22 protein-coding genes are annotated in these 23,820 nt (G+C 44.0%); 13 read left to right on the forward strand and 9 right to left on the reverse strand.

Going from position 1 to position 23,820, the window contains the following annotated elements; translation table 11 throughout:
• Positions 1-237 precede the first annotated feature (237 nt).
• Complete coding sequence (locus tag DESACI_RS05695; RefSeq protein WP_014826217.1) at positions 238-1,254, reverse strand: proline racemase family protein; 1,017 nt, start codon at positions 1,252-1,254, stop codon at positions 238-240.
• A 90-nt stretch (positions 1,255-1,344) separates the two neighbouring features.
• Positions 1,345-1,509, reverse strand: a complete 165-nt coding sequence (locus DESACI_RS24120; protein ID WP_174270318.1) for a hypothetical protein — start codon at positions 1,507-1,509, stop codon at positions 1,345-1,347.
• A gap of 367 nt (positions 1,510-1,876) precedes the next feature.
• Here DESACI_RS24120 and DESACI_RS05705 point away from each other — a divergent pair, with 367 nt between their 5' ends.
• From DESACI_RS05705 to DESACI_RS05735, 8 genes are all read left to right on the forward strand, one after another.
• Positions 1,877-2,182: a (2Fe-2S)-binding protein gene (locus DESACI_RS05705; protein ID WP_014826218.1), complete on the forward strand. Its 306-nt coding sequence runs from the start codon at positions 1,877-1,879 to the stop codon at positions 2,180-2,182.
• Positions 2,179-3,273, forward strand: a complete 1,095-nt coding sequence (locus tag DESACI_RS05710) for an NAD(P)/FAD-dependent oxidoreductase (RefSeq protein ID WP_041275973.1) — start codon at positions 2,179-2,181, stop codon at positions 3,271-3,273. Before DESACI_RS05705 ends, DESACI_RS05710 begins: the two co-directional genes overlap by 4 nt.
• Positions 3,267-3,770, forward strand: coding sequence for a 4Fe-4S dicluster domain-containing protein (locus tag DESACI_RS05715; RefSeq protein ID WP_014826220.1), 504 nt, complete (start codon positions 3,267-3,269; stop codon positions 3,768-3,770). The genes DESACI_RS05710 and DESACI_RS05715 overlap by 7 nt, the downstream gene beginning before the upstream one ends.
• Complete coding sequence (locus tag DESACI_RS05720; RefSeq protein ID WP_014826221.1) at positions 3,760-4,047, forward strand: (2Fe-2S)-binding protein; 288 nt, start codon at positions 3,760-3,762, stop codon at positions 4,045-4,047. Before DESACI_RS05715 ends, DESACI_RS05720 begins: the two co-directional genes overlap by 11 nt.
• Positions 4,031-5,179: an NAD(P)/FAD-dependent oxidoreductase gene (locus DESACI_RS05725; protein ID WP_014826222.1), complete on the forward strand. Its 1,149-nt coding sequence runs from the start codon at positions 4,031-4,033 to the stop codon at positions 5,177-5,179. Before DESACI_RS05720 ends, DESACI_RS05725 begins: the two co-directional genes overlap by 17 nt.
• Complete coding sequence (locus DESACI_RS24435) at positions 5,160-5,309, forward strand: hypothetical protein (RefSeq protein ID WP_158310147.1); 150 nt, start codon at positions 5,160-5,162, stop codon at positions 5,307-5,309. The genes DESACI_RS05725 and DESACI_RS24435 overlap by 20 nt, the downstream gene beginning before the upstream one ends.
• A 76-nt stretch (positions 5,310-5,385) precedes the next feature.
• On the forward strand, positions 5,386-7,017 hold the full coding sequence (gene pruA, locus DESACI_RS05730; RefSeq protein ID WP_014826223.1) for an L-glutamate gamma-semialdehyde dehydrogenase: 1,632 nt from the start codon (positions 5,386-5,388) through the stop codon (positions 7,015-7,017).
• A gap of 494 nt (positions 7,018-7,511) precedes the next feature.
• Positions 7,512-8,564, forward strand: a complete 1,053-nt coding sequence (locus DESACI_RS05735) for a DUF3231 family protein (protein ID WP_014826224.1) — start codon at positions 7,512-7,514, stop codon at positions 8,562-8,564.
• A 133-nt stretch (positions 8,565-8,697) separates the two neighbouring features.
• Here DESACI_RS05735 and DESACI_RS05740 read toward each other — a convergent pair whose 3' ends face one another.
• Positions 8,698-10,434, reverse strand: a complete 1,737-nt coding sequence (locus tag DESACI_RS05740) for a sigma-54 interaction domain-containing protein (RefSeq protein ID WP_014826225.1) — start codon at positions 10,432-10,434, stop codon at positions 8,698-8,700.
• A 354-nt stretch (positions 10,435-10,788) separates the two neighbouring features.
• Here DESACI_RS05740 and DESACI_RS05745 point away from each other — a divergent pair, with 354 nt between their 5' ends.
• A complete protein-coding gene (locus DESACI_RS05745) occupies positions 10,789-11,859 on the forward strand; it encodes a DUF2157 domain-containing protein (protein WP_014826226.1) in 1,071 nt (356 codons plus the stop codon).
• Positions 11,856-12,359, forward strand: coding sequence for a GDYXXLXY domain-containing protein (locus tag DESACI_RS05750; protein ID WP_014826227.1), 504 nt, complete (start codon positions 11,856-11,858; stop codon positions 12,357-12,359). The genes DESACI_RS05745 and DESACI_RS05750 overlap by 4 nt, the downstream gene beginning before the upstream one ends.
• A 230-nt stretch (positions 12,360-12,589) precedes the next feature.
• Here the strand turns inward: DESACI_RS05750 and DESACI_RS05755 are convergent, their stop codons facing one another.
• Complete coding sequence (locus DESACI_RS05755) at positions 12,590-13,729, reverse strand: acyl-CoA dehydrogenase family protein (RefSeq protein WP_014826228.1); 1,140 nt, start codon at positions 13,727-13,729, stop codon at positions 12,590-12,592.
• Between the two features lie 44 nt (positions 13,730-13,773).
• Positions 13,774-15,417 carry a long-chain fatty acid--CoA ligase gene (locus DESACI_RS05760; protein ID WP_014826229.1) on the reverse strand — a complete coding sequence of 548 codons (1,644 nt, stop codon included), beginning with the start codon at positions 15,415-15,417 and terminating at the stop codon, positions 13,774-13,776.
• A gap of 296 nt (positions 15,418-15,713) precedes the next feature.
• Between DESACI_RS05760 and DESACI_RS05765 the strand changes: the two genes are divergently transcribed.
• The 3 genes from DESACI_RS05765 to DESACI_RS05775 all read left to right on the forward strand — a co-directional run bounded on the left by DESACI_RS05765 (position 15,714) and on the right by DESACI_RS05775 (position 19,584).
• Positions 15,714-16,865 (forward strand): thiolase family protein, encoded by a 1,152-nt coding sequence (locus tag DESACI_RS05765; protein ID WP_014826230.1) that lies wholly within the window; start codon positions 15,714-15,716, stop codon positions 16,863-16,865.
• 27 nt (positions 16,866-16,892) lie between these two features.
• A complete protein-coding gene (locus DESACI_RS05770; RefSeq protein WP_014826231.1) occupies positions 16,893-17,660 on the forward strand; it encodes a 3-hydroxyacyl-CoA dehydrogenase in 768 nt (255 codons plus the stop codon).
• Positions 17,661-17,769: 109 nt separating this feature from the next.
• A complete protein-coding gene (locus DESACI_RS05775) occupies positions 17,770-19,584 on the forward strand; it encodes a sigma-54-dependent Fis family transcriptional regulator (protein WP_014826232.1) in 1,815 nt (604 codons plus the stop codon).
• Between the two features lie 108 nt (positions 19,585-19,692).
• Here the strand turns inward: DESACI_RS05775 and DESACI_RS05780 are convergent, their stop codons facing one another.
• The 4 genes from DESACI_RS05780 to DESACI_RS05795 all read right to left on the reverse strand — a co-directional run bounded on the left by DESACI_RS05780 (position 19,693) and on the right by DESACI_RS05795 (position 23,768).
• A complete protein-coding gene (locus DESACI_RS05780) occupies positions 19,693-19,995 on the reverse strand; it encodes a zinc-ribbon domain containing protein (protein ID WP_014826233.1) in 303 nt (100 codons plus the stop codon).
• 223 nt (positions 19,996-20,218) lie between these two features.
• Entirely contained in the window at positions 20,219-21,832 is a 1,614-nt protein-coding gene (locus tag DESACI_RS05785) for an ABC-F family ATP-binding cassette domain-containing protein (RefSeq protein WP_014826234.1), read from the reverse strand.
• Between the two features lie 210 nt (positions 21,833-22,042).
• Complete coding sequence (locus tag DESACI_RS05790; protein ID WP_014826235.1) at positions 22,043-22,297, reverse strand: hypothetical protein; 255 nt, start codon at positions 22,295-22,297, stop codon at positions 22,043-22,045.
• 82 nt (positions 22,298-22,379) lie between these two features.
• A complete protein-coding gene (locus DESACI_RS05795) occupies positions 22,380-23,768 on the reverse strand; it encodes a DUF815 domain-containing protein (RefSeq protein WP_014826236.1) in 1,389 nt (462 codons plus the stop codon).
• Between the last annotated feature and the right edge of the window lie 52 nt (positions 23,769-23,820).

Below are 23,820 nucleotides of genomic sequence, written 5' to 3' on the forward strand. Positions count from 1 at the left end.
ACGTGAATAGAGTGATTTCAACTGACGGCTTAAAATTAGGCTGTCAGTTTTTCTGCTTTTCTGTAAAGATGTATCCAACAGTTAGTTTTGTAATTTTCTAATACGTCTCCAAAATTATGGGGTAATCAGCAAATATGAGTTAAACAATAGTGTTCAAAGTGTTTAAACACTTTGAACACTATTAAACAGAGTGGACAATTCAAGATTGTTATAGATCAAGAGTTTAGAAAACTTAAACTAACTTCCAATGATCCTAAATCCTTCGGGCAGCGGGTCCTTGGGATCAAGCACTAAATGATTAAATCCGGTAATTTGCGCAGTTCCGGATACCTCAGTAAGAACGGCAGGGTAGTCCCCAATCTTTGTTTCTTCTACAAATTTGCCTGCAAAGGGAGTATCTATAATGCTGTAATTGATCAGGGTATCTTCTTTTTTCATTTCACCTCTATGATAATGGAGAGCAACTCTCCCGCCTGTTCCGGTCCCGGTAGGAGAACGATCAACTTGCCCCTCGGCGAAGATACAAACATTTCGGGTCGTAAGTATACTTCCTTCTCGTACAGGCTTTTCGTAGAAAATCGTTCCATAGAGCCAATTGACACCGGATGAGGGATGATTAAATTCCATAACTGACATTACTTTGTGCTTAATTTCCATACCAGTCGAGACCAGTTTTTCAGTGTTTTCTGGGGTAATTGTCAAGTTTATTTGTTTTGTATCCAAATATACATAAAAGGCGCCGCAATAAACAACATCGCCCGTAACTTCCCCGATACCCTCGACTTTGACAGTGATGTTCTCTCGATAGACAAAACAGGGGACGTTTTGAAATCTAACTCGTTCAACTTCCCCATTTTTGACATCGGCAAAGGCTTTAATTCTTCCGGCCGGCGAGTCTATTTTAACGACTGTTTCACCTTCCTGAGCGACAATCATTCCGGTTTCAATAGCAACTTTAGTTACCCCAATAATGCCGTGTCCGCACATGGAGCTTAATCCCTCGTTATGAGTAAATAAGACGCCAAAATCTCCATCTTCTGTTACCGCAGGAAGGAGGATACAGCCGTACATTCCGCTGTGTCCCCGGGGTTCCAACATGATCATCTTGCGCAAGTGATCATAGTTTTCCAGCATATATTGTCTTTTTTCTAGCATCGTTTTGCCTGGAATAGGCGGTAAGCCGGAGGTAACAATTCTAAGAGGTTCTCCCGCTGTATGGGCGTCTATGCAATGTATGGAGTGCTTAAAATTCATCAATATGCTTCAATTCCTTTCTCGTTTAAAAGTTTTAAGAAACTAGAACAATTTTTCTCTAGTCTTAGCCGATCTTAAGAAGATTTGAGATCAAATATGTCTTGAATTTTCCCGAATTTCTCCTGAAAACTTATCTTTGCTGATTCTTTTGCGAGATAAAGGAATAATAAAATCTCCTGCTTCCGCCAGGACAGCTTCTACAGAGTCAAAGAAAATCTTATCGGCATCTCTTACGGCTTCTACTGGATCACGCATTGTAAAAACCAGTTGAATTTCTTTTTTGGTAAGAAGTATCATATTACACTTCTATCCGTTAAATATATTATACTACACTGTTGGACTTGGATAAATTTGTTATAGATTAAAGTGGGTGAAAATAGAGCAAGGGCGCTGTCACTTTACTACTAGAGTAGAGTGACAGCGCCTTTCTTCTTAGGTGAGCAAAGCGTAAATTTAACGAAGGGGGCCGCTTTCATATGAAGGAGTGGTCCCCGTACTTCTTTTTATCCAGAAAATTTAATTCCAAATGTTTCAGTTGACAGTATGCAAATTGGCACGAAAATTGCTATTTATATTTAAGTTCAATCAAGTTCTTGGATTACAACCAGGGGGAGTGACGTCTGTGCGAATTAATGATCATCCTATTTTGGACTTCCAGCGAGGAGAAGAGATCACCTTTTCCTTCGATGGTCAGGAAGTTAAAGGTTATGAAGGAGAGACCATCGCTGCCGCCCTTCATGCTGCGGGGGTTAGGGTTTTAGGCCATAGTCCGGAAAAGCATAGGCCGAGAGGACTCTTTTGTGCTATCGGCAATTGTTCATCCTGTCTCATGATCGTCGATGGAGAACCCAATGTCAGAATTTGTGTAGAAAAGGTTAAGCAAGGCATGCAGGTGCAAACGCAGCAAGGAAAGGGGTGCCTGCGTTGAAAGAGATAGAAGTTCTCATTATTGGCGGCGGACCGGCTGGGCTATGCGCCGCAGCAGCGGCGGCCGAATTGGGTGCCGGTGTTCTTTTGCTGGAGAGGGATGACAAACTCGGCGGACAATTAGTCAAACAAACCCATAAGTTTTTCGGTTCTAAAAAACAGTACGCCGGTGAGCGGGGCTACCAGATCGGAAACGTTCTGATTGAGCAGTGTTCCGCTAAGCCGAAGGTTGAAGTATGGTCGGAAGCTACCGCTCTGGGAATTTATGATGATGGTGTTGTCACGGCAGAAAAAGACGGCCAACATATAAAAATTAAACCCAAAAAAATTATCGTGTCAACGGGTGCTTCTGAGAAGATGATAGCCTTCCCCAATAACGACATGCCCGGTATTTACGGAGCCGGGGCAGTTCAAACTCTCATGAATGTCCATGGCATTGTTCCAGGGCAACGTGTACTTATGGTTGGTGCCGGAAATATAGGACTTATTGTTTCTTATCAATTGCTTCAGGCAGGAGTTGACGTGGCAGCGATCATTGAGGCTGCACCAGCGATTGGTGGATATTTGGTCCACGCTTCAAAGATCCGGCGTGCCGGTGTTCCTATCCTGACCTCTTATACCATTAAAGAAGCTTACGGCAAGGAAAGTGTTGAGGGCGCAATCATTTGCCAATTGGACGAACATTGGCAGGAGATTCCCGGGAGCGAACAGGACTTGACGGTCGATGTTATTTGTCTGGCAGTCGGATTAAGTCCCTTAACAGAACTTTGCTTTCAGGCAGACTGCCAGATGAAATACGTTCCGGAACTTTCCGGACACGTGCCCCTAAGAAACGAATATTTGGAAACCACCCGTCCTGGGCTCTATGTAGCTGGGGATGTCAGCGGGGTTGAAGAGGCCAGTTCTGCTATGGTCGAAGGACGCTTGGCCGGAATAAGTGCTGCTTATAGTTTAGGTTACGGCCAGGATACGGCAGCGAAACTTCAAGAAGATGCCTTGGCAGAGTTAAGTGAATTGCGGGCGGGACCTGCCGGGCAAAAGACCTTGCAAGGACTTAAAAAACTGACGGAAAAGGGGGGAGCGGGATGCTGAACAAAACTGGGATTCCCACCGCTGAGGATGTAAAAACTGTTACCCCCACTGAGGAACGGCTGAAGAAAGGTCCTGTTGCTATTATCGAATGTTTCCAAAAGATACCCTGCAATCCTTGTACGGAAGCCTGCAAGCAAGGTGCTATTCAGCCGATGGAGGAAATCAATGACTTGCCCAGGATGGACTTTGATAAATGCAATGGCTGCGGTGTTTGCCTCAGTCGTTGTCCGGGATTGGCAATTTTTATAGTTGATGGTTCCTATAGCGCGGAAGAAGCCATTGTCAGAGTTCCTTATGAATATCTGCCGGTTCCGCAAGTTGAGGAAGAAGTGGTTGGGGTTGATCGTGCTGGTAAAGAACTGGGTACCTTTAAGGTGAAAAAGGTCCAGTCCGGCGGCCCGAAAAATAAAACTTACACTGTGTGGCTGGCTGTACCCCAGGAACTGGCCATGGAAGTGCGCGGTATTCGCTTGGGAGGGGTTAGACATGCTGGATAAAGAGACCATCGTCTGTCGTTGTGAAGATATTACTTTAGATGAAATCCAAGCCTTGATAAAGCAAGGCTACCGGACCATTGACGAAATTAAACGGGTTCTTCGCGCCGGGATGGGACCTTGTCAGGGACGGACCTGCCGGATGTTAATTGCCCAAGAACTGTCAAAGGCCTATGGGATTCCTGTTTCCGAAGTCCTGATGCCTACCTTCCGGCCGACAGTCAAACCGGTGAAACTAGGAACCTATGCGGGGGGTGAAGCAGTTGCAAAAAACAGCTAATGTTGTCATTATCGGCGGGGGGATTACCGGCTGTGCCGTAGCTTATGAAATGGCCCTGCGCGGTGTTAAAGATATTGTCGTGCTTGATAAACAATACCTTGCTTCGGGAGCCACAGGACGCTGCGGTGCCGGGGTTCGCCAGCAGTGGGGAACAGAAACCAATGCAATTCTTGCCCGGGACAGCGTGAAACGCTTCGAAGGCATGAATGAAGAATTGGATTATGACTTGGATATTGAATTTAAACAGGGCGGCTATCTGATGGTGGCCTATACTGAGAGGGAATGGGAGCAATATAAAAAAAATGTGGCAATTCAGCATAGCCTAGGGATTCCCACCAAAATGATTACGCCCCAAGAGGCTCAAGAGATCGTACCTCATTTAAATATAGAAGGTTTGATCGGAGCGACCTTCTGTCAATCCGACGGACATGCTAATCCCTTCCATGTGGTGGATGCCTATTATAAAGCCGGGCGGCGGCTGGGGGTTAACTATGAAACCTACACCACGGTTACTGGAATTAAACGTGAGAAAGGCAAAGTTACCACTGTCCAAACCACGAAAGGGGACATCGATACACCCATCGTCATTAATGCCTGCGGTTATGCCGCCGGCACAATCTGTAAGATGGTCGGCTTTGATCTTCCTCTTTATCCCCAGCGCCATCAAGCCTTGGTGACGGAACCTGTGGAACCTTGCCAGGGCCCTATGGTCATTTCCTTACATCATCGTTTATACTGCCAGCAGACTCCCCACGGCAGCTTTATCATGGGAGTGGGCGACCCTAACGAACCGAAAGATTTTGACATCCGTTCCAGCTGGGAGTTTTTGGAGGATGTGGCCCGCCAAGCGACTACCGTATTGCCCCTTCTGAAGAATCTGCGTGTTGTGCGTCAATGGTCGGGTCTCTATGACATGAGTCCGGATGCGAATCCCATTTTCGATGAAATTCCTAATGCCCAAGGAATGTGGGTAGCCGCGGGTTTCAGCGGCCATGGCTTCATGGTAGGACCTCAGACCGCCGTTCTTTTAACTCAGAAAATTCTGGGTCAGGAATGTTTTATGCCTATTGAAAAATTTGGTTTAGACCGTTTCCGCAGAGGAGAACTCTTGCTTGAGCCTGCTGTGGTGTAATGATTCAGAATTTATTAAGGCTCTCAATGAACTTGGTCTGCAAAACTGTACATCAGGAGTCTCGGTGGGGGGCTTTAGCCTCTGCGGAGAAACCGAAGGAGTAACCCCACTTGTAGAAGTGCAAATCTAGATGTAGAAGAGGGAATCTAGAAGGGATAAGTTTTGTAATCGTTACTTTATGGATTCAAAAAATGGGAGGAATTATAATGAATAATGCTTATTTTGAACTTAAATTTCCCGAGAATGAACCTATCAAAGGGTATATGCCGGGTTCTCCGGAACGTACTGCTTTAAAGGCAGAACTGGACCGTCAATTAACAAGCTTTGTTGAAATACCGGTAATTATCGGCGGCAAGGAAATTCGGACCGGAAACAAAGTTCAGATGATTTGTCCCCATGATCATCAAAAAGTTCTTGGCGAATACCATGTGGCCGGGGAAAAAGAATTGCTCCTGGCTATTGAATCCGCAGAAGCTGCCAGAGAAGAATGGGAGAATATGCCTTGGGAGCATAGAGCAACTATTTTCTTGAAAGCCGCCGATTTGTTAACAGGCAAATACCGAGCCAAAGTAGCGGCTTCCTGTATGCTTGGACAAAGTAAAAATCCCTTCCAGGCTGAAATCGATGCTATTTGTGAATTAGCTGATTTCCTGCGTTTTAATACTTACTACACCCAAGAAATTTATAAACAACAGCCTATGAACACACCCGGTGTCTGGAATCGGGTGGAATACCGCGCCTTGGATGGCTTTGTCGCCGCAATTACTCCCTTTAACTTTACGTCGATCGGCGGCAATCTCTCCACGGCTCCGGCCATGGTAGGGAACACTGTTTTGTGGAAACCCTCATCCACGGCCGTTCTCTCCAACTATTATTTTATGCAAATTCTCATGGAAGCAGGTTTACCGGCCGGGGTTATCAATTTCGTACCTTGCAGGGGGGCGGACTTTGGCAGGATCGTGGTAAGTCATCCGAAGATGGCGGGTTTCCACTTTACCGGGTCCACGGCCGTATTCAACGGGATCTGGAATCAAGTGGGCACAAATATTAACAAGTATGTTTCCTATCCGCGTCTTGTGGGTGAAACCGGCGGCAAAGACTTCATTTTTGCCCATGAATCTGCAGACGTTGAAGCTCTTGCCTGCGCTATGGTGCTTGGGGCCTATGAATATCAAGGGCAAAAATGCTCGGCTGCCTCCCGTGCCTACATTCCGGAAAGCCTTTGGGGTGAACTCAAAGGACGCCTTGAAGAAGAAATCGGCAAGATCAAGATGGGTGATGTTCGCAATTTTAGCAATCTCATGAATGCCGTTATCGATCAGAATTCCTTCACGAATATTAAGAACTATCTTGATTACGCCAGAGAATCTAAGGATGCAGAGATCCTTATCGGCGGAAAATGCGATGACAGTGTTGGTTATTTTGTAGAGCCGACGGTTATCTTAGCTAAAACGCCCAACTTTAAAACCATGGTAGAAGAAATATTTGGACCTGTTATGACTGTTTATGTTTATCCCAACGACAAACTGGAAGAAACTTTAAAAGCCTGCGATACTGCGACGATCTACGGATTAACCGGTGCTGTTTTTGCCCAGGACAGAGCCGCAATTATCAAGATTGCCAGAGCCTTAGATCATGCGGCAGGGAACTTCTATATTAACGACAAGCCCACCGGTGCCGTTGTCGGACAGCAACCCTTCGGCGGAAGCCGGGCTTCAGGAACAAATGATAAAGCGGGCAGCGCCATCAACCTATATCGTTGGATGAATCAACGGGCTATAAAAGAGATGCTGATTCCCCGTACCGTTGTTAGTTACCCTTATATGACAGAGGAATAAGGGCACAAAGCAGAGATGACTCCATCCGCCAGTGATAGGTTCATTTAAAACAGGGTGTAAAAGGGCCATATTCCTAAATCAACTCGAAAGCTCCGAATGCTGAATGTTGTGTTGAACGGACGAAGGATTTACGCCGAATAGTTAAACGAGGCTTTTTAGTGTTAATACTAATAGCCTCGTTTAACTTTTTTATGATTTAGTTAAATAAACTTTTCATTAGTAGGGGCCGTGTTGAAACTTAGTTTCTCACGGCCCCCTCTTACCCGATTTTCAAATTATTAAAGAAACGTTTTTGTTTTTTTGGGAATTAGGCCCCTCGAAAGATTACTTTTATCTAGTCCCGGACTTTAAGCCGGATTAGGTTTGTGGAATTATTTACCTTGAAAAGATGGGCTTCTTGTGGGAAAGATATTAAGAATCTGTTTAATATATTAAATTTAAGCTTATATAACTCCAAATAAACCATTAGATCAAACTAAGAAGGAGAATAAAAAATGAATACTTCGGAGCAATTTACAAGTCAAACTCCAATGGATACAATCCCGCATAATATCAGTAATATAATGCCAACTTCTGCAGAAATTGGATTCCTATGGCAAAGCTACTTTGCCGAAACAATGTCTCTTTGCATGTTAAAATACATTATCGCAAAATCCAAAGATCCTGCCTGTAAGCCGGTTTTTCAACATGCTTTGGATGTCTCAAGTCAGCGGGTAACGTCTATGGAGGACATTTTTAATACCATTAAACATCCTATCCCGGATGCTTTTGGGGAAAAAGATGTAGATATCAATGCCAGTGAATTATTTTCCGAGGATTATTTGCTGACTTATACAAAGTTCACTAATAAATATATTTTATTACACTATTGTCAGGCCTTTGCTATTTCAACTCGGACCGATTTTATAAACTTCTTCAACGAATGTATCGATACATCACGACAAATAAACAAAGAAGCCAAAGAAGTGTTACTAGCTAAAGGACTTCTTCTGAAGCCTCCTTATATTGTAATTCCCGATAAGGTGGATTACGTCCATAATGATGATTATTTCGGCTCGTTTTGGGGCAGAAGTAAACGGCCTCTTAACGCTTTAGAAGTCGGATATTTATATGATAAAATCGAGTCAAAACTCGTCTTAGAAACGTTAAGTACAGGGTTAGCTCAAGTCGTTGAAGATAAAAAGGTCAAGGATCACTTGATTAGAGGGAAGGAAATCAGTAATAAACAGATTGAAGTTCTCAGCTCAATATTAGAAAGTGATGACTTACCTTTACCATCGACATCAAATTTTCAAATTACAACATCCAGGGAATCACCATTCAGTGCTAAATTAATCTTGTTCCACTCCACCGTCGTGACGGCGTTTACTATCTTAAGCTATGGCCTGGCTTTAACAAATAGCGCCAGAAAAGATGTGGTAGCATCATTCGGTCGACTTATTGTTGAACTTCTCGAATACTCCAAAGACGGTACGGACCTGCTTATTGAGAGAGGGTGGCTGGAAAGAGTTCCCGAAACAGCGGATCGTAAAAAGTTATTGCAATAACAAAATCTTGCCCATTCTACAATTACTTGATAATTTCTTGCCTTTAGTACCATGTTCGTTGGGCTGAGTGAGTTCATATAGCTTTTAAAAAAGGCAATTAGAGAGGAGTTTAAGCTGAAAGCTCAGTGGAGCGTTACCCCAAATTGTATTGTTTAAGCTTATAGTAGAGAGTTCCTCGTGAAATGCCGAGAAGTTTGGCAGCTGCTGATTTATTGCCATGGGTCTTTTCCAAAACGCCGCAAATTTTTTCGATTTCGCTAGATATAGTTAACTCTTTAGAATTGGCGCGGCCAAACTGAGAGGGTATTGGATTCGATAAGGTGAGGGATTCGACCTTAGGTCGCTTAAGGGCTAGAGGCAGATATTTCGTTTCGATAATACCTTCGTCAGCCAAGACTGCTAATCGTTCGGCGACATTGTGGAGTTCTCTGACATTGCCCGGCCAGTGATAGTTGAGAAAGGCTACAATGACTGCGGGATCGAGGGAGGGCATAGGCCTGTTGTGTTTAAGAGCAGATTCATGTAAAAAAGCTTGAGCTAATTCGGGAATATCTTCTGTTCGTTCTCTGAGAGGCGGTACTTCTAAAGTGATGACATTTAAGCGATAATAAAAGTCTTCACGAAATTCCCCTGTTTGCATCATTTTTTCCAAATCACGGTTTGTGGCCGCAATAATCCGAGTATTGACCGTAATGGGTTCCGTACCCCCTAAGCGATAAAAGCAGCGATCCTGAAGCACACGCAGTAATTTGACTTGGAGACCCAGAGGCAATTCTCCAACCTCATCCAGGAAAAGGGTTCCTCCGTGGGCCAACTCCAATTTGCCGGGTTTCCCTTTTCTTTCGGCCCCGGTAAAGGCTCCGCCGTGGTAGCCAAAGAGTTCACTTTCGAAAAGGGCCGCTGGTATAGCCCCGCAATTAAGTGTAATTAATGGTTTTTTTGCCCTGGGGCTGGCCATATGTATTGCTTGAGCAAACAACTCTTTGCCGACACCGCTTTCTCCTGTAATAAGAACAGTCGCTTCGCTTGAGGATATTTTACGAGCAACAGATATTGTATGTCGAATGGATTGCCCCTTACCGATGATCTTAGCAAAAGGATCTTCGGGAGGGGAAATTTTTTTCTGCAGATCACGCAGTTCAGAGCTCGTATTCGTAAGTTTTTCGTTGAGCCTTACGATTTGGGTAACATCCTGCTCACAGGATATCGCACCCAGAATTGTTCCGTCATAGATGACGGGTGAGGCATTAATGAGTACATGAGTTCCCGGGCGAGGGCTATGATAAGATTGACGAACCGGACGGCCTTCATCCAGAATTTTTAGGGTAGCTAACGTTTCTTGTTTAAAAAAGTCGGCAATATGTTTGCCGAGAATGTTTTGCTGGGGGATTGAATAGGTGTCTTGAGCCACTGAATTCCAGTGACTTACGGTTCCTTCTTTAGTAACCACAGTGACTGCCTCATTGACGGTATCAAGTAAAGTTTTAAAAAAAGAGTTCATTATTTCGCAATGTTTTAAAAGGCTATCTATTAACTCAAGGGCTGAGATGACTCCTAATACGCTTCCGGAATCATCAAGAATGACCACGGGGCGAAAATCTCCGAAGTGTTCTTGATAGAAGGGCAGTGCTTTAGTATCGATTGAAGCTAATAAAGGTCTCTCCCAAGTAAGGTTTATAGCGAGTGATTTCGAATCTGTCGAATTTCTTAAATTTCTTGAATCTCTGACGAGGACCTCAGTGGGTTGACTATTTTGAATAAGGACGAGATGGCTGGAACTGCTTAATGCAGAAGTGTCAGCAGGACTTGGCTTAGAGCTTAGAAGTTTTACGTTTCGCTCCATAAGGTCGGCAAGGAATAACGAGTTCAATAGTATCACTCCCTTGCTCTTAACCTAACATAATAAAAAGAGGTTGTCACTAGGGCAAATACGCTTAAAAATATGGAGGGCATTTGTTCTTGGCTACGCGCTTTCAGCGAAACTGTCCACAGGACACTTTCGTCACCGAAGCCCCGATATTCATCTATAGCCGAACGAGTTTACTTGTTATGGTCTCTAATTGTGTGTATGGGGAAAGCGTTTAAATATCTCTACGAGAGGGACGTTAAAAACTTGTTATAGTAAATCCATAACAAGGGAGGGAAATTATCAGACAGCTCAGAATAATAATAGAGATAAAGACTTTCGCTAAGAACATATTAACGTGAATTAAGGAGGGGAAATGTGAAAAGAGCAATTAATAAAAGTAAGTTTTCGTTTATTGGCGAGGAATTGGATTATTATAGAATGAACGGATTAATTAGTGATCAGCAAACGAAAGATATATTGGAAATTTATGAAATCAAAGAAGGACTGAACTTCATTCGGACCCTGGTTACTATGGGTGCTATTTTGGTGGGACTCGGAATCTTAAGTTTTATTGCCAGCAATTGGGATGGACTTAACAATATGGCAAAACTTAGTATCATCTTCATTGCCTTTGGGGGTTCAAACTTTGCCGGATATGTTTTAGAAGACCATTATCCCAAGACAGGGCGGAGTTTGATTTATCTTGGGACATTAGTCTATGGAGCAGGAATTTTCCTCATCGGTCAACTATATAACTTCGGAGGAAATTTTTCGACTGCCTTTCTTCTTTGGGCGTTGGGAGTTGTGCCAATGGCATTACAGCTTAAGGATAAGTATTTAATGCTGTTCGCGAACGTACTATTCGGAATTTACCTGGCTGGTACTGTTCAACAGGGCTTTCCCTACGCAGCCGTAATTGGCCTCCCGGTACTGTATTATGCCTTTAAGTTCCTGAACAGATCAAAACTACTCTTATTTTTTGCTAATGCCGTAAGTTTAGAATTTATTTTGGTGCTGCTTTTGAGGTGTGAAACAAAAGGATTGTATGTTGCCCTGACTTTTTTGCTGATTGGTCTTTTGATGTATGGAACAGCCAATAGATTTAAGCGGGGAATAGTGAAGATTCAGGGTAATATTATACTGGGAGTAAGCGGTGTTTTCCTGACATTTCCGGGATTTTGGGAGGTGCTTGTTAGTTTGCAATCAGCACGCATAGCAAGCATCATCTTTTCACTTCTTTTTGTAGGTCTGCTCTTTGCACTGATCCGAAGAGGCAGTGTTATCAGTTTGATCTTTGTGTGTCTCACTATTTTTAGATATTACATTGATACGTTTGCTTTTTTACCGAAATCTTTGTTTTTTATCCTTGGAGGTTTGTTATTGCTTGGGTTTGGTTTTTACATTGAACGAGTGAGGAAACAGTCGAAAGGGGGAATACTTCCATGACTAAGAAAAAATCTTTTCTTTTGGCTGCGGCAATTCCTCTCCTGATTCTCGTGGCAATGACGATAAAGCCTGAGGCTACGGTTCTTTTCGGACGAGAAATATTTTTGGAAACGAGAGCAGTTGATCCCACAGATTTGTTTAGAGGAGATTACGTTTCCGTGAACCTGGCAATTGCAGAAATTCCTAAGTCGATGGCCCCTGAGCCGATAGAGAAACTTAGAAAAAGGACACTTTATGTGAGCCTGAAGCAGGACGGAAAGTTTTATGTGGTTGATCAAGTCAGTGTAACAAAACCGCAACAGGGAGTTTACCTCAAGGGAAGAATTAGAAACTCCTACTCACCCTTGAGTACTTTTCAGGTGGACTATTCCCTGGATAGATATTTTGTGAAGCAAGGCAGCGGTCAAGATCTTGAGCATAGGTCTCATATCGGAGGGCTGGTCGGAACGGTCAAGGTGCTTGGCGGATATGGGGTTATAACAGGACTGGCTCAACCTTAAAATAATAAAGGAAAATAGGAGGGGGTTGAACCAATAAAATCAATCTAATCAATTACTTAATAAGTGTTAAATTTAGTTATGTTTAATTTAATTAAATTAAATTAATAGTAAGTGAAGTGCCCTGTCAGCTGTCTACAACACTGACCAGGGCACTTATTTCTTGGGATGGATTTATGCACATTTTAAAACGTAATCCGCGCTTGCGTCTCCGCCGTTGGAATATCGCCCTATTAAAAGAGCCGTTTGGCGATGGTTATTTTCTCGATTTCTTTAGCTCCTTCGTAGATTTCGAGAATTTTAGCGTCGCGATAGAAACGCTGGATGTCGTATTCATCAATATAACCGTAGCCGCCGTGCATCTGCAGTGCTTTGTCGGTTACCCAGACGGCGGTTTCCCCGGCATAATATTTAGCCATGGCATTCAGTGAGGGATCTAACTGTCCATTGTCGGCTTTCCAAGCCGCTTTATAAATGATGTTGCGGGCTAATTCAATACGCATTGCCATTTCGGCTAACTGGAACTGAATTGCTTGGTTGGCAGCGAGTGGAAAGCCAAAGGTTTTTCGTTCCTGAACATATTTGAGAGCCAAATCTAAGGCTCCTTGAGCTAACCCTAAACCTTGGGAAGCAACCATAATGCGAGTCATATCAAAAAAATGCATGAGTTGGTGGAATCCGTTTCCTTCTTTGCCTACCAGGTTTTCCTGCGGGACTCTCACATCCTCAAAATTAATCTCAGCAGTGTCTGAGGCACGGATACCCATTTTGCCTTTAATTTTTGTGCGGGTGATTCCTGGGGTATTGGCATCGACTATTATCAAGCTATGTCGTCCGGTTTTCTTCGGTGTATCCGGGTTTGTGACACACAATGCTACCATATAGTCACAAATCGTCCCGTTGGTGATGAACATTTTACTGCCGTTAATCACATAATCGCTTCCATCTTTAACAGCTTTGGTGGTGGTTCCCGCTACATCACTGCCGGCGTTGGGCTCAGTGTAGGCTCCGGCAAAAATAGCCTGTCCTGTTGGGAGCAGTGAAAGGTACTTCTTTTTCTGTTCCTCAGTGCCGTAGTTCAGAATGTTTTCCGAACCAAAGGTTGCTGCCATGACGGCCAGGCCCAGCCCCATATCTATTCGAGACAGTTGTTCGGTGATCAGGGCTGTTTCCATCCATCCGCCGCCGGGGCCACCATACTCCTCGGGAATAGCAATTCCAACTAATCCGGCTTCACAGGCCTTTTGCCAGAGTTCGCGAGGGTATTTCTCTTCCCGGTCACATTCCTTGGCGAGGGGTTCAAATTCTTTAAGAGCAAATTTATAGGCTAGATTTTGAAAAGCTTTCTGCTCTTCGGATAATTCAAAGTTCACGTGTAAATCATCCTCCTTAAGAGTTGTTCTTTTTAAAATGCTTCTCAGACGCCGGTGCGAGAAGGTACTCCAGAAGTACAAGCTATTTCAGAGAAACGTTCCCGCAGAGCCGCTTTGTAGAACTTACCAACACTTGTTCTGGGAATGGCCTCAATAAATTTGATATAATCCGGGAGCCATAGTTTGGGTACTTTGTCTTTGAGAAAATCGAGGATGTCTTGAGCTGTCACATCCCCTTCATAGTTCTGGTTCAGAACCACACAAGCCAAGGGACGTTCATCCCACTTGGGATGTGGAATTGCTATCACGGCTGCTTCCGATACGGCGGGATGGCTCATGAGCGTATTTTCCAGGTCCAGAGAGGGTATCCATTCACCGCCGCTTTTGATGAGATCTTTACTGCGGTCGGCGATACTGACATATCCTTCTTCATCCACAGTCACTATGTCTCCTGTTCGCAGCCAGCCGTCGATAAAGGCCTCCTTAGAACGAACAGGATCCTTATAATACTCCTTGGCAATCCATGGTCCGCGCAGCAGAAGCTCGCCCATGGTTTTCCCGTCCCAAGGGATTTCCTTCCCCTTTTCTCCAATGACTTTCATTTCCAGTCCAGGTACGAGCAACCCTTGCTTGGCCGACAACCGGTATTTTTCTTCCAAGGAAAGATTCTTCATGGTGCTTTTGGGCCGCGAAACAAGAACCACAGGTGTCGTTTCGGTCATGCCATAGGCATGGAGAATGGAAACACCCAGCTTTTCATAGTAATTGCGGATTAAGGAGATAGTTGCGGCGGAACCGCCGTTAACCAATTGGCGGAGAGAGGAGGGATCATAACTTCCATTGGCCCATAACGGATAGGTTGCCATCCAGATGGTTGGTACTCCGGCTGCCATGGTTACTTTATAATCTTGGATGAGCTGACAAATATCTTCAGCCTGTGGGCGTGATCCGGGAAAAACCTGAGTTGTTCCCAGCCAAGTGCAGGCAAATGGTAATCCCCATGCATTGACATGAAACATGGGCACAAAGGGCAAGACACGATCTGATTCACGCAGATCCAAACAATCGGGCAGACAAGCCGACAGGCAATGGAGAACTAAAGCCCGGTGTGTATAGACTACCCCTTTGGGACTCCCGGTTGTAGCGGTGGTATAGCACATAGCGGCAGGGTCCCATTCAGAGATGTCCGGATATTGAAACGTTTCGTCGGCTTCAGCCAGAAGTGCTTCATAAGAAAGCGGATTCTCGAGGCCGCAGGCTGGAATATCTAAGGTGTCGGACAGCACAATGATCCGTTCCACAGTGGTTAACTGATCCCGAAAGCTCTCCAGCAGAGGGACAAGGTCTTTGTCCACAAAAATTACTTTATCTTCAGCATGATTAATAATGTAGACCAGTTGGTCCGTTCCAAGCCGTAAATTCAGGGTATGAAGGACTCCTCCGCTAATAGGGACGGCAAAATAGAGTTCAAGGTGGCGATGATGATTCCAAGCAAGAGTGCCCACGCGATCTCCCTTGGTGATTCCCAGATCTTTGAGGACGTTGGCAAGTTGAAGAGTTCGTTTGTAGAAATCGCCGTAAGTATAGTGAAAGATTCCGGAAAAATCCCGTGAGATAATTTCCTTCTTGGCATAGAGACTTGAAGCCCGTTCAAGAATGGCTCGCAAGGTGAGATCATAGGCCATCATAATGCATCACTCCTTAGCTTAATATTACTAAGTCTATTCTGAATATTTGCAATATATATGCCAAGAGCCGGTCTCTCAATTTGTCAGTATTCGAGGTGTTACTGACACTTGATAAAATGTCCTTTTTGTTGTCAACTGTCCGTTATAAAGGACACCTATTCTTTTAGGATTATTTTTAAGGGAAGAGTAATTATTGGCTCTTATGTCTAAGCAAAAGAGTAAAGATGATGGCATAGTAATTGCAATAGGCTAAGGTCAAAAAGAAGTTTCAGAATATTTGGAAAGGTGGATATTTAATGAAAGAAGCTTTAATTGTCGAAGCAGTAAGAACCCCGGTAGGGCGCAAAAAGGGTTCCTTAAGTGGAGTTCGGTCTGAAGATATGGCAGGGATGGTTTTAAAAGAACTGATGATACGGACGGGCTTAAAGCCCGATCTGGTGGAGGATGTCATTATGGGATGCGTCTCTCAAGTTGGGGAGCAAGGATTTTGCATTGGCCGTCAAGCTGCTCTCATAGCTGATTATCCTTTTCATGTACCTGGTATATCTATTGACAGGCAATGCGGATCAAGCCAACAGGCAGTTCATTTCGCAGCACAGGCAATTCTTGCAGGAGATATGGACGTTGTTGTAGCTGCCGGAGTTGAAAATATGTCCCGAACTCCCTTGGGCTCCAATGTTAAAGGGACAGAATTATCTTCGGAGTTAACTTCACGCTACGAGATTATTCATCAGGGTCTTTCAGCCGAGAGAATCGCCCAGAAATGGAAAATCAGCCGTCAGGAAATGGACGAATTCTCTCTCGAAAGTCATTTGAAAGCGCTGAGGGCTCAAAAGGAAGGCCGCTTTGAGCGGGAGATTATGCCGATCCCTGTTCAGCTGCCTGATGGAAGTCAGATTGATGTGAGTAAGGATGAGGGCCCCCGGCCGGATACCAATCTAGAGAAACTTTCTAATTTAAAGTCTCCCTTCTTGGAAAATGGTCAAGTCACCGCAGGAAACGCCAGTCAAATTTCAGACGGAGCAGCAGCAATCCTTATTATGTCCGGCGATAAGGCGGCAGAATTGGGCCTTAAGCCCCGATTCCGAATTATTGCCCGCAGCGTTGTGGGCTCTGATCCCACTTTAATGCTGACGGGACCTATTCCCGCTACGGCTAAAGTTTTAGCCAAAGCCGGTTTGAAACTTGAGGATATCGATGTTTTTGAAGTCAATGAAGCCTTTGCAGCCATACCTCTTGCGTGGTTAAGAGAAACCGGAGCTGATCGGGAAAAACTAAATCCCTGTGGGGGAGCCATCGCCCTCGGACATCCCTTAGGAGCCAGTGGTGCTCGCTTGATGACAACCATGATGCATGAATTGGAACGAAGTGGAGGGAGATATGGACTGCAAACTATGTGTGAAGGGCATGGCATGGCAAATGCTACGATTATTGAACGACTGAATTAAGATTTTTTGAGAAGGAGGCCGCGTTCAATGGATATGAAACAGGTGGTTGGTTTTGTCACGGGAGGGGCTTCTGGTTTAGGAGAAGCAACGGTTAGGCGAATAGTCAATGACGGCGGGAAGGCAATCATTGCCGATCGAGACGAAGCGAGAGGGAAAAAGCTTGAGGCAGAATTGGGAGACAGCGCTTGTTTTCAAAAAACAGATGTTACAGATACGGAGAGTATTCAGGCAGCCTTAGGAAGCGCCCAGGAAAAATTTGCGCGAGTGTCTGTCGTTGTTAATTGCGCAGGGATCGCGGCTGCGGAAAAGATACTGGGGAAAAAGGGTCTGCATACTCTGGAGAGTTTTTCGCGGGTTATCCATATAAATCTTATAGGCAGTTTTAATGTTATTCGCTTGGCTGTGGAAAAAATGACTGAAAATTTGCCTAACCCAAGTGGGGAACGTGGGGTTATCATTAACACTGCTTCAGTGGCCGCCTATGAAGGACAAATTGGACAGGCAGCCTACAGTGCCTCAAAGGGAGGAATCATTGGCATGACGCTCCCTATTGCTCGTGAAATGGCTCTTCATGGTATTCGGGTTATGACCATCGCTCCGGGTCTCTTTGAAACTCCGATGTTTGATTCCCTGCCGGAAGAAGCCAGAAAGTCCTTAGGTTCAATGGTTCCTTTCCCATCGCGCCTCGGCTACCCCGAGGAGTTCGCCCTATTGGTACGCAGTATTATTGAAAATCCAATGTTGAATGGCAGCACCATTCGTCTCGATGGCGCAATACGCATGCAGCCAAGGTAAATAGTAAAAAGAAAATTTTGAAAATTAGAGGAAAATATGTTTATCGGGAGAATACTACGAAGGCTAGGGTTTGACTTTTTCGGAGAAGGCTTTTGGGGAGGGATCGGGGATGTTAATGGGTGACATGATGACGCGTGAGGTTCCGTGTCTCCATCCCCATGATACTCTTAGGCAAGGTGTTACGGTTTTGCGCAGAAATAAACTTGATGCGCTTCCGGTGGTGGACGAAGAGGGATGCCTCATTGGCATCTTTACAAAATCTAACGTTCTGGATGCATTTCTGGCTGGCGTTGATTTAAGGGAAACTATCGCAGGGTATTTCAACCCCCAGGTTGTAACTGTCGAAGTCAATACGCCCTATGAAGTCATCGAACAACGAGCTAAGCAAACTTCTGTGGGGACAGGAGTTGTCATTGATGATGAGAGAAAGGTCCTGGGAATTTTTACTAAGATTGATATGATTTTAGCCCTATTTCACGAAACAGAGCAAATGGCAGGGAAACTTAATGCCGTTTATCAGGCAATGCCTAATGGACTTATCGTTGTAGAGGAACTTGAAGCTACCAAGCGCCTTTATGAAACACTATTGACTGTGATGAATATCGCTTACGAAGCAATTGTCGTCGTCGATAGTCAAGGAAAGATCACCCTAATCAATGAGGCCGCTTGCAGTTTTTTTGGCAAGAAGGAAAAGGATATCCTTCATAGGCCAATTGAAGAGGTTATTGAAAATATTCGCCTGCGGCGAACGTTAAAAACCGGATTGGCAGAAACGAATGAAATACAGGTTATTCAAGGAAAGACTTGTATTGTTTCCCGTTCCCCCATTGTCAGACAAGGGAAGATTATAGGAGCTGTGGGAAAAATCGTCTATCAGAAAATCGAGGAAGCAAAGGATGTTGCAGAACGACTGGCTCAAATGGATCGTGAATTACAGCTCTATAAAGAAAAAGTCGGCTCAATCCCCGCGTCGGTGACCTTTAATCAGATTGTTACCGTGAATCCTGCCATGCGGCGTCTTAAGAAAGAAGCCGAGATGGCTGCCCGGGGGAATTCAACGATCTTACTTACCGGAGCCAGCGGCACGGGTAAGGGACTGTTTGCCGAGGCGATCCATCAAGCGAGCCCACGGCGCAAAGGCCCCTTTGTTAAGGTGAATTGTGCAGCAGTTCCGGATAATCTCTTGGAATCTGAATTCTTTGGCTATGCCAATGGAGCATTTACGGGAGCCCAAAGGGGAGGAAAACTGGGAAAGTTTGCGCTTGCTCACGGCGGGACGTTATTTTTAGATGAAATCGGTGATATGTCCCTGAATTTACAAAGCAAATTACTTCGGGTTTTGGAAGATAAAAGTTTTGAACCTGTCGGAAGCAATGAATCGCTAAATGTTGACGTAAGGATTATTGCAGCGACAAACCAGGACCTATTAAAAAAAGCAGAGGTTGGGGAGTTTCGCAGTGATTTATATTATCGTTTGAATGTTATCAATTTCCATTTGATTCCATTGCAGCGTCGTTCAGAAGATGTTATCCCGCTTGTCCATGTTTTTTTAGAACGCTTAAATCAGGATTTCGGTAAAAAAATTAAGGGAGTATCCATAGCGGTCCAAAGGGTTCTCCATTTTCACCGCTGGCCGGGCAATGTGCGTGAACTCAGAAATGTCCTTGAAAGAGCGGTTAACTTTGCCGAAGGGGATTTTTTAGAGATCGAAGATTTGCCATTTTATCTCCGTGAGCAAACAATAGAACCAACAACAGATTATGAAAAAGGATGGAACCTGGAGATTGCTCGTCGTAATCTAGACAAAAATACTATCAAAAAGGCTTTGACTGAGACAAAGGGAAACAAATCGGAAGCTGCCCGAATGCTGGGAATCTCCCGCTCATGGCTTTATGAGAAAATACAACGCTTCGATTTGACTTAATGATCAAGATGAGAATGGCTTCCATCGTGCCTCAAAGAGTAAGCCGTTGACTATACTAAAAAACCCTCCTAAGCATTTAAGCTTAGGAGGGTTTGGTTTAACAATAGTTTACCAATTGCTGCGGGTACGTGGTTGATAACAATCGCGGCAATAGACTGGTTTGTTGCCGGAAGGCTGGAAAGGAACAGTGGTTTCTTTTCCGCAATTAGAGCAAACAGCAGGGAACATTTCCCGTTGGCGCGAAAAACCGCCGCCGTTATTTCTGGTTTGAGCCTTTCTGGCAGCGCGGCACTCTGGGCAACGGCTGGGTTCGTTGGTGAATCCTTTTTCAGCATAGAACTCTTGTTCAGATGCAGTGAATTCGAAATCACGTCCGCAATCACGGCAAGTAAGAATTTTGTCAGCAAACATTTTAAAATACCTCCACTATAATTTACCCGCTACATGGTAAGTTCAGCAGCCTCTTCCCAGAGCCGGAGCTATAGAGAAGGTTCGTGTAAATCCATCTAATTAACGAGTTTATATTAATATAGCTTAAAATACTATATATGTCAATTAAATCAAAGGATCTGTGCATAAAAAACGTCATATTAGGGTATTGAGATATACCAAAAATCGGAGTATTACGCTAACTTTAGCTGTACATTGATTGCAGCAATGCTTGAACATCTTCGTTTTCCAAGTATTCATCAAAGGTCATTCTGCGATCAAGAATTCCTTGGGGGGTAATTTCCAGAATACGATTGGCTATCGTCTGAACAAATTGATGGTCTTGGGAAACAAAAAGAACGTTTCCATCCAGGTTCATTAAAGAATTATTCAGCGCTGTAATGGATTCCATATCCAAATGATTGGTTGGCTCGTCAAAGAGGAGAACGTTAGCGCCGCTAAGCATCATTTTTGCAAACATACAGCGGACTTTTTCACCACCGGAGAGAACTCGGGCCGATTTCAACGATTCATCTCCGGAAAAAAGCATTCTGCCTAAGAAACCGCGAACGAAGGACTCGTCTTGATCTCTGGAAAATTGCCGGAGCCAATCAACTAGATTGAGATCAGTGTCAAAGTAAGCGGAGTTGTCCTTAGGGAAATAGGCTTGAGTCGTTGTAATCCCCCAATTGACCTCTCCTTCATCGGGAATAATTTCCCCCATTAAAACTTTAAATAATGTTGTTTTAGCAGTGCTGTTAGGACCTACTAAGGCAATTTTATCTCCTTTATTCATGAGGAAGGAGATGTTGTCAAGGATTTTTTCGCCGTCAATACGAACGGTTAAGTTGCTGACCGACAAGATATTATTACCTGCCTCGCGATCAGGGGTAAAGGCAATGTAAGGGTATTTGCGAGAGGAGGGTTTAATATCCTCCAGGGTTAATTTTTCGAGTTGCTTTTTGCGCGAGGTGGCTTGTTTTGCTTTTGAAGCATTGGAACTAAAGCGTTGAATAAATTTCTGCAGTTCCTCTATCTTATCTTCTTTCTTTTTGTTGGCTTCTCTCATTAAGCGTAAGGCTAATTGACTAGACTCATACCAGAAGTCGTAATTTCCGACATAGAGCTGAATTTTTCCGAAATCGATATCAGCAATATGAGTGCATACTTTATTTAAGAAATGGCGGTCGTGGGAGACAACGATCACAGTATTTTCATAGTTATAGAGGAAATTTTCCAGCCAAATAATGGACTGGAGATCTAAATGGTTAGTAGGCTCATCCAAGAGAAGAATATTCGGATTGCCAAAGAGCGCTTGAGCTAAGAGCACGCGAACTTTTTCATTACCGGACAGATCCTTCATCTTTTTATTTTGCAGGTCTTTGGGGATTCCCAAGCCCATCAGGAGTTCGGAAGCTTCGGATTCTGCCTGCCAGCCATTAAGTTCGGCGAATTCTCCTTCCAATTCAGAGGCCTTTAGCCCGTCTTCATCGGAAAAATCGGGTTTCGCATAAAGAGCGTCTTTCTCTTCCATAATCTCATAGAGTCTGGCATGCCCCATGATTACAGTTTTCAGAACTTCAAACTCTTCGAATTGAAAGTGATCCTGTTTTAATACCCCGATTCGTTCTCCCGGTGTTATAATGACCTCTCCGCTGCTGGAATCCAGCTCTCCAGAAAGAATTTTCAAAAATGTAGATTTGCCGGCCCCGTTGGCTCCAATTAAGCCGTAACAGTTCCCGGGCAAGAATTTTACATTAACATCCTCGAATAAAGCGCGTTTTCCGAACCTAAGGGTAATTCCGCTGGTACTAATCATTAATATCGTTCCTTTATCAAGAATTTTGACTTAAAAACGTATTATAACATTTTAAATCAAAAAATAATAGTAACACAGCAAAACCCATCCCTCTAAGTAAAGCTGTCCAAGCCTTTTCCTAAAAAGGGTCTCCCAAAAGTTTAAGGAATTCTAAGCGCCTATATGCTTAATAATATTGATGAAGCTTATAGTTTTATGAACCTATTCAGTTTAAAATGACCTTGCTCCGATATGTTCTGTCATTTTGTGCAAACTGAATCCCCAGGTTACCTCTAGTATTTTTCTTAAGATTAATACTCCGGTCATAGTTTCAGGAAATCCTGAAGTCGGGGTTAAGTCTTTAATGTCATAAGTTTTATTAGTCAAACGATTATAGGATTTGCAGACTTTAATAACTCCTGCCTGAGGATCTAAAATGTAATTAGAATTGAGTCCGATAATGTCAAAATTAAAATAGTCATCCATCAGCGGCATCTCCTTTGCATTTTCTTACATTGTTTGCCGCCCCATGGATGACTATGCATTTAAACCGTTTTTTTCGCTTGCTTTAATTAATCGCGAGATGTCCTTCAATCCAGTCAATAAACTGTCGTGCCGTACGCGCCGAACGTCCGTTATACCACAAGGCCCATTGCAAGGCTTCTTTGTGCAAGGTTGTTTGGTCAATGGTTAATCTTCTGTGGGAAGCAATACCATCGACAATTTTTAGGTATTGTTTTTGATCCGGTGATGAGAAGACAACATTAATCCCAAATCGATCGGCAAGGGACAGTTTTTCCTGCATGCTGTCTCCGGCATGGACTTCTTCGTCGCGATTAGCTGACTGCACGCCTGCTCTTTCGCTAAAATACTCTTTCACCAAATGGCGCCGGTTGGAGGTTGCATAGATAAGAATATTGGAGGTTTTGCTTTCCAGGCCTCCTTCAAGGACGGCTTTGAGGGAGGTATAGTTTTCTTCATTATCTCCAAAAACCAGATCATCAACGAAGAGGATAAACTTTTGCGATCGATTATTTAAGATCCGAAGGATTTGGGGAAAATCCGCCAAAAAAGCTTTGGGGATTTCGATCATGCGCAGTCCGAGAGGATGATACTCATTGAGGATGGCCTTGACGGTGGATGATTTGCCGGTTCCCCGGTCACCATAAAGGAGTACGTTGTTGGCCGGATACCCTTTCAGAAACTGCATCGTATTTTCCAAAACCTTAGAGCGTTCATCATGATAATCAACTAACTCATGCAGGGTGATGGGATCAGGCTGTTCGACACATTTGAGATAGCCTTGGCCTTCGGATCGCTCCCAGATAAAAGCGATACTGCGGGCAAAAATACCGCAGCCAAATTGGCGATGAAACTGTTTCAGTTCCTCCAGGCAATCTTCCCAGCGGGGACTGGTAAGAAACGTTTCCTTTAAGGCCTGTACATGTTCTGGTTCCCGGTTGGCAAAAAGGGCAGAGGAAAATCCCCAATCCGGGAGACTCTGGAGGATGGATTGAAGATCGCTGTCGAGGATGTCAGCGGGGTCGTTTCCAGTGGCGTGAAGTTTGCAGCATTTTATTATTTCAGCTTTTATCGCCTTTGAATCAAGCTTGGCAATGATTTCGAGATTTCTGAGGTCACTGGAAACAGCTTGATCAAGAGTATTATCTCTCATTGACGGGTGTATTGCCTGGGCATTCAAGGAAAAGGAGTTTTCCTCAAATATAATTAAGTTAAGAATATGATGAGCCAGCGAAAGACCAGGGCACCTTGCAAATTCGTAGTAGAAGTCATTGTAATCATTAACAATATCACGCAATTGGATATCAGCTTTCTCTAGACCTATGAATAATTCTCTGAGTTTCCGGAGTACGGAATCTTCTAAAAGGCCTCGGTAAACTGAAAGGGAATCAAGGGCCAATAAAAATAAATTGATTGAGCTGCGGCGTCTATTCATAGATGATTCCTCCAGTAAAATCGTCCCTCTAATCAATCGCCCCCTTAGCCCG

The organism is Desulfosporosinus acidiphilus SJ4 (assembly GCF_000255115.2).
GTDB lineage: Bacteria > Bacillota > Desulfitobacteriia > Desulfitobacteriales > Desulfitobacteriaceae > Desulfosporosinus > Desulfosporosinus acidiphilus.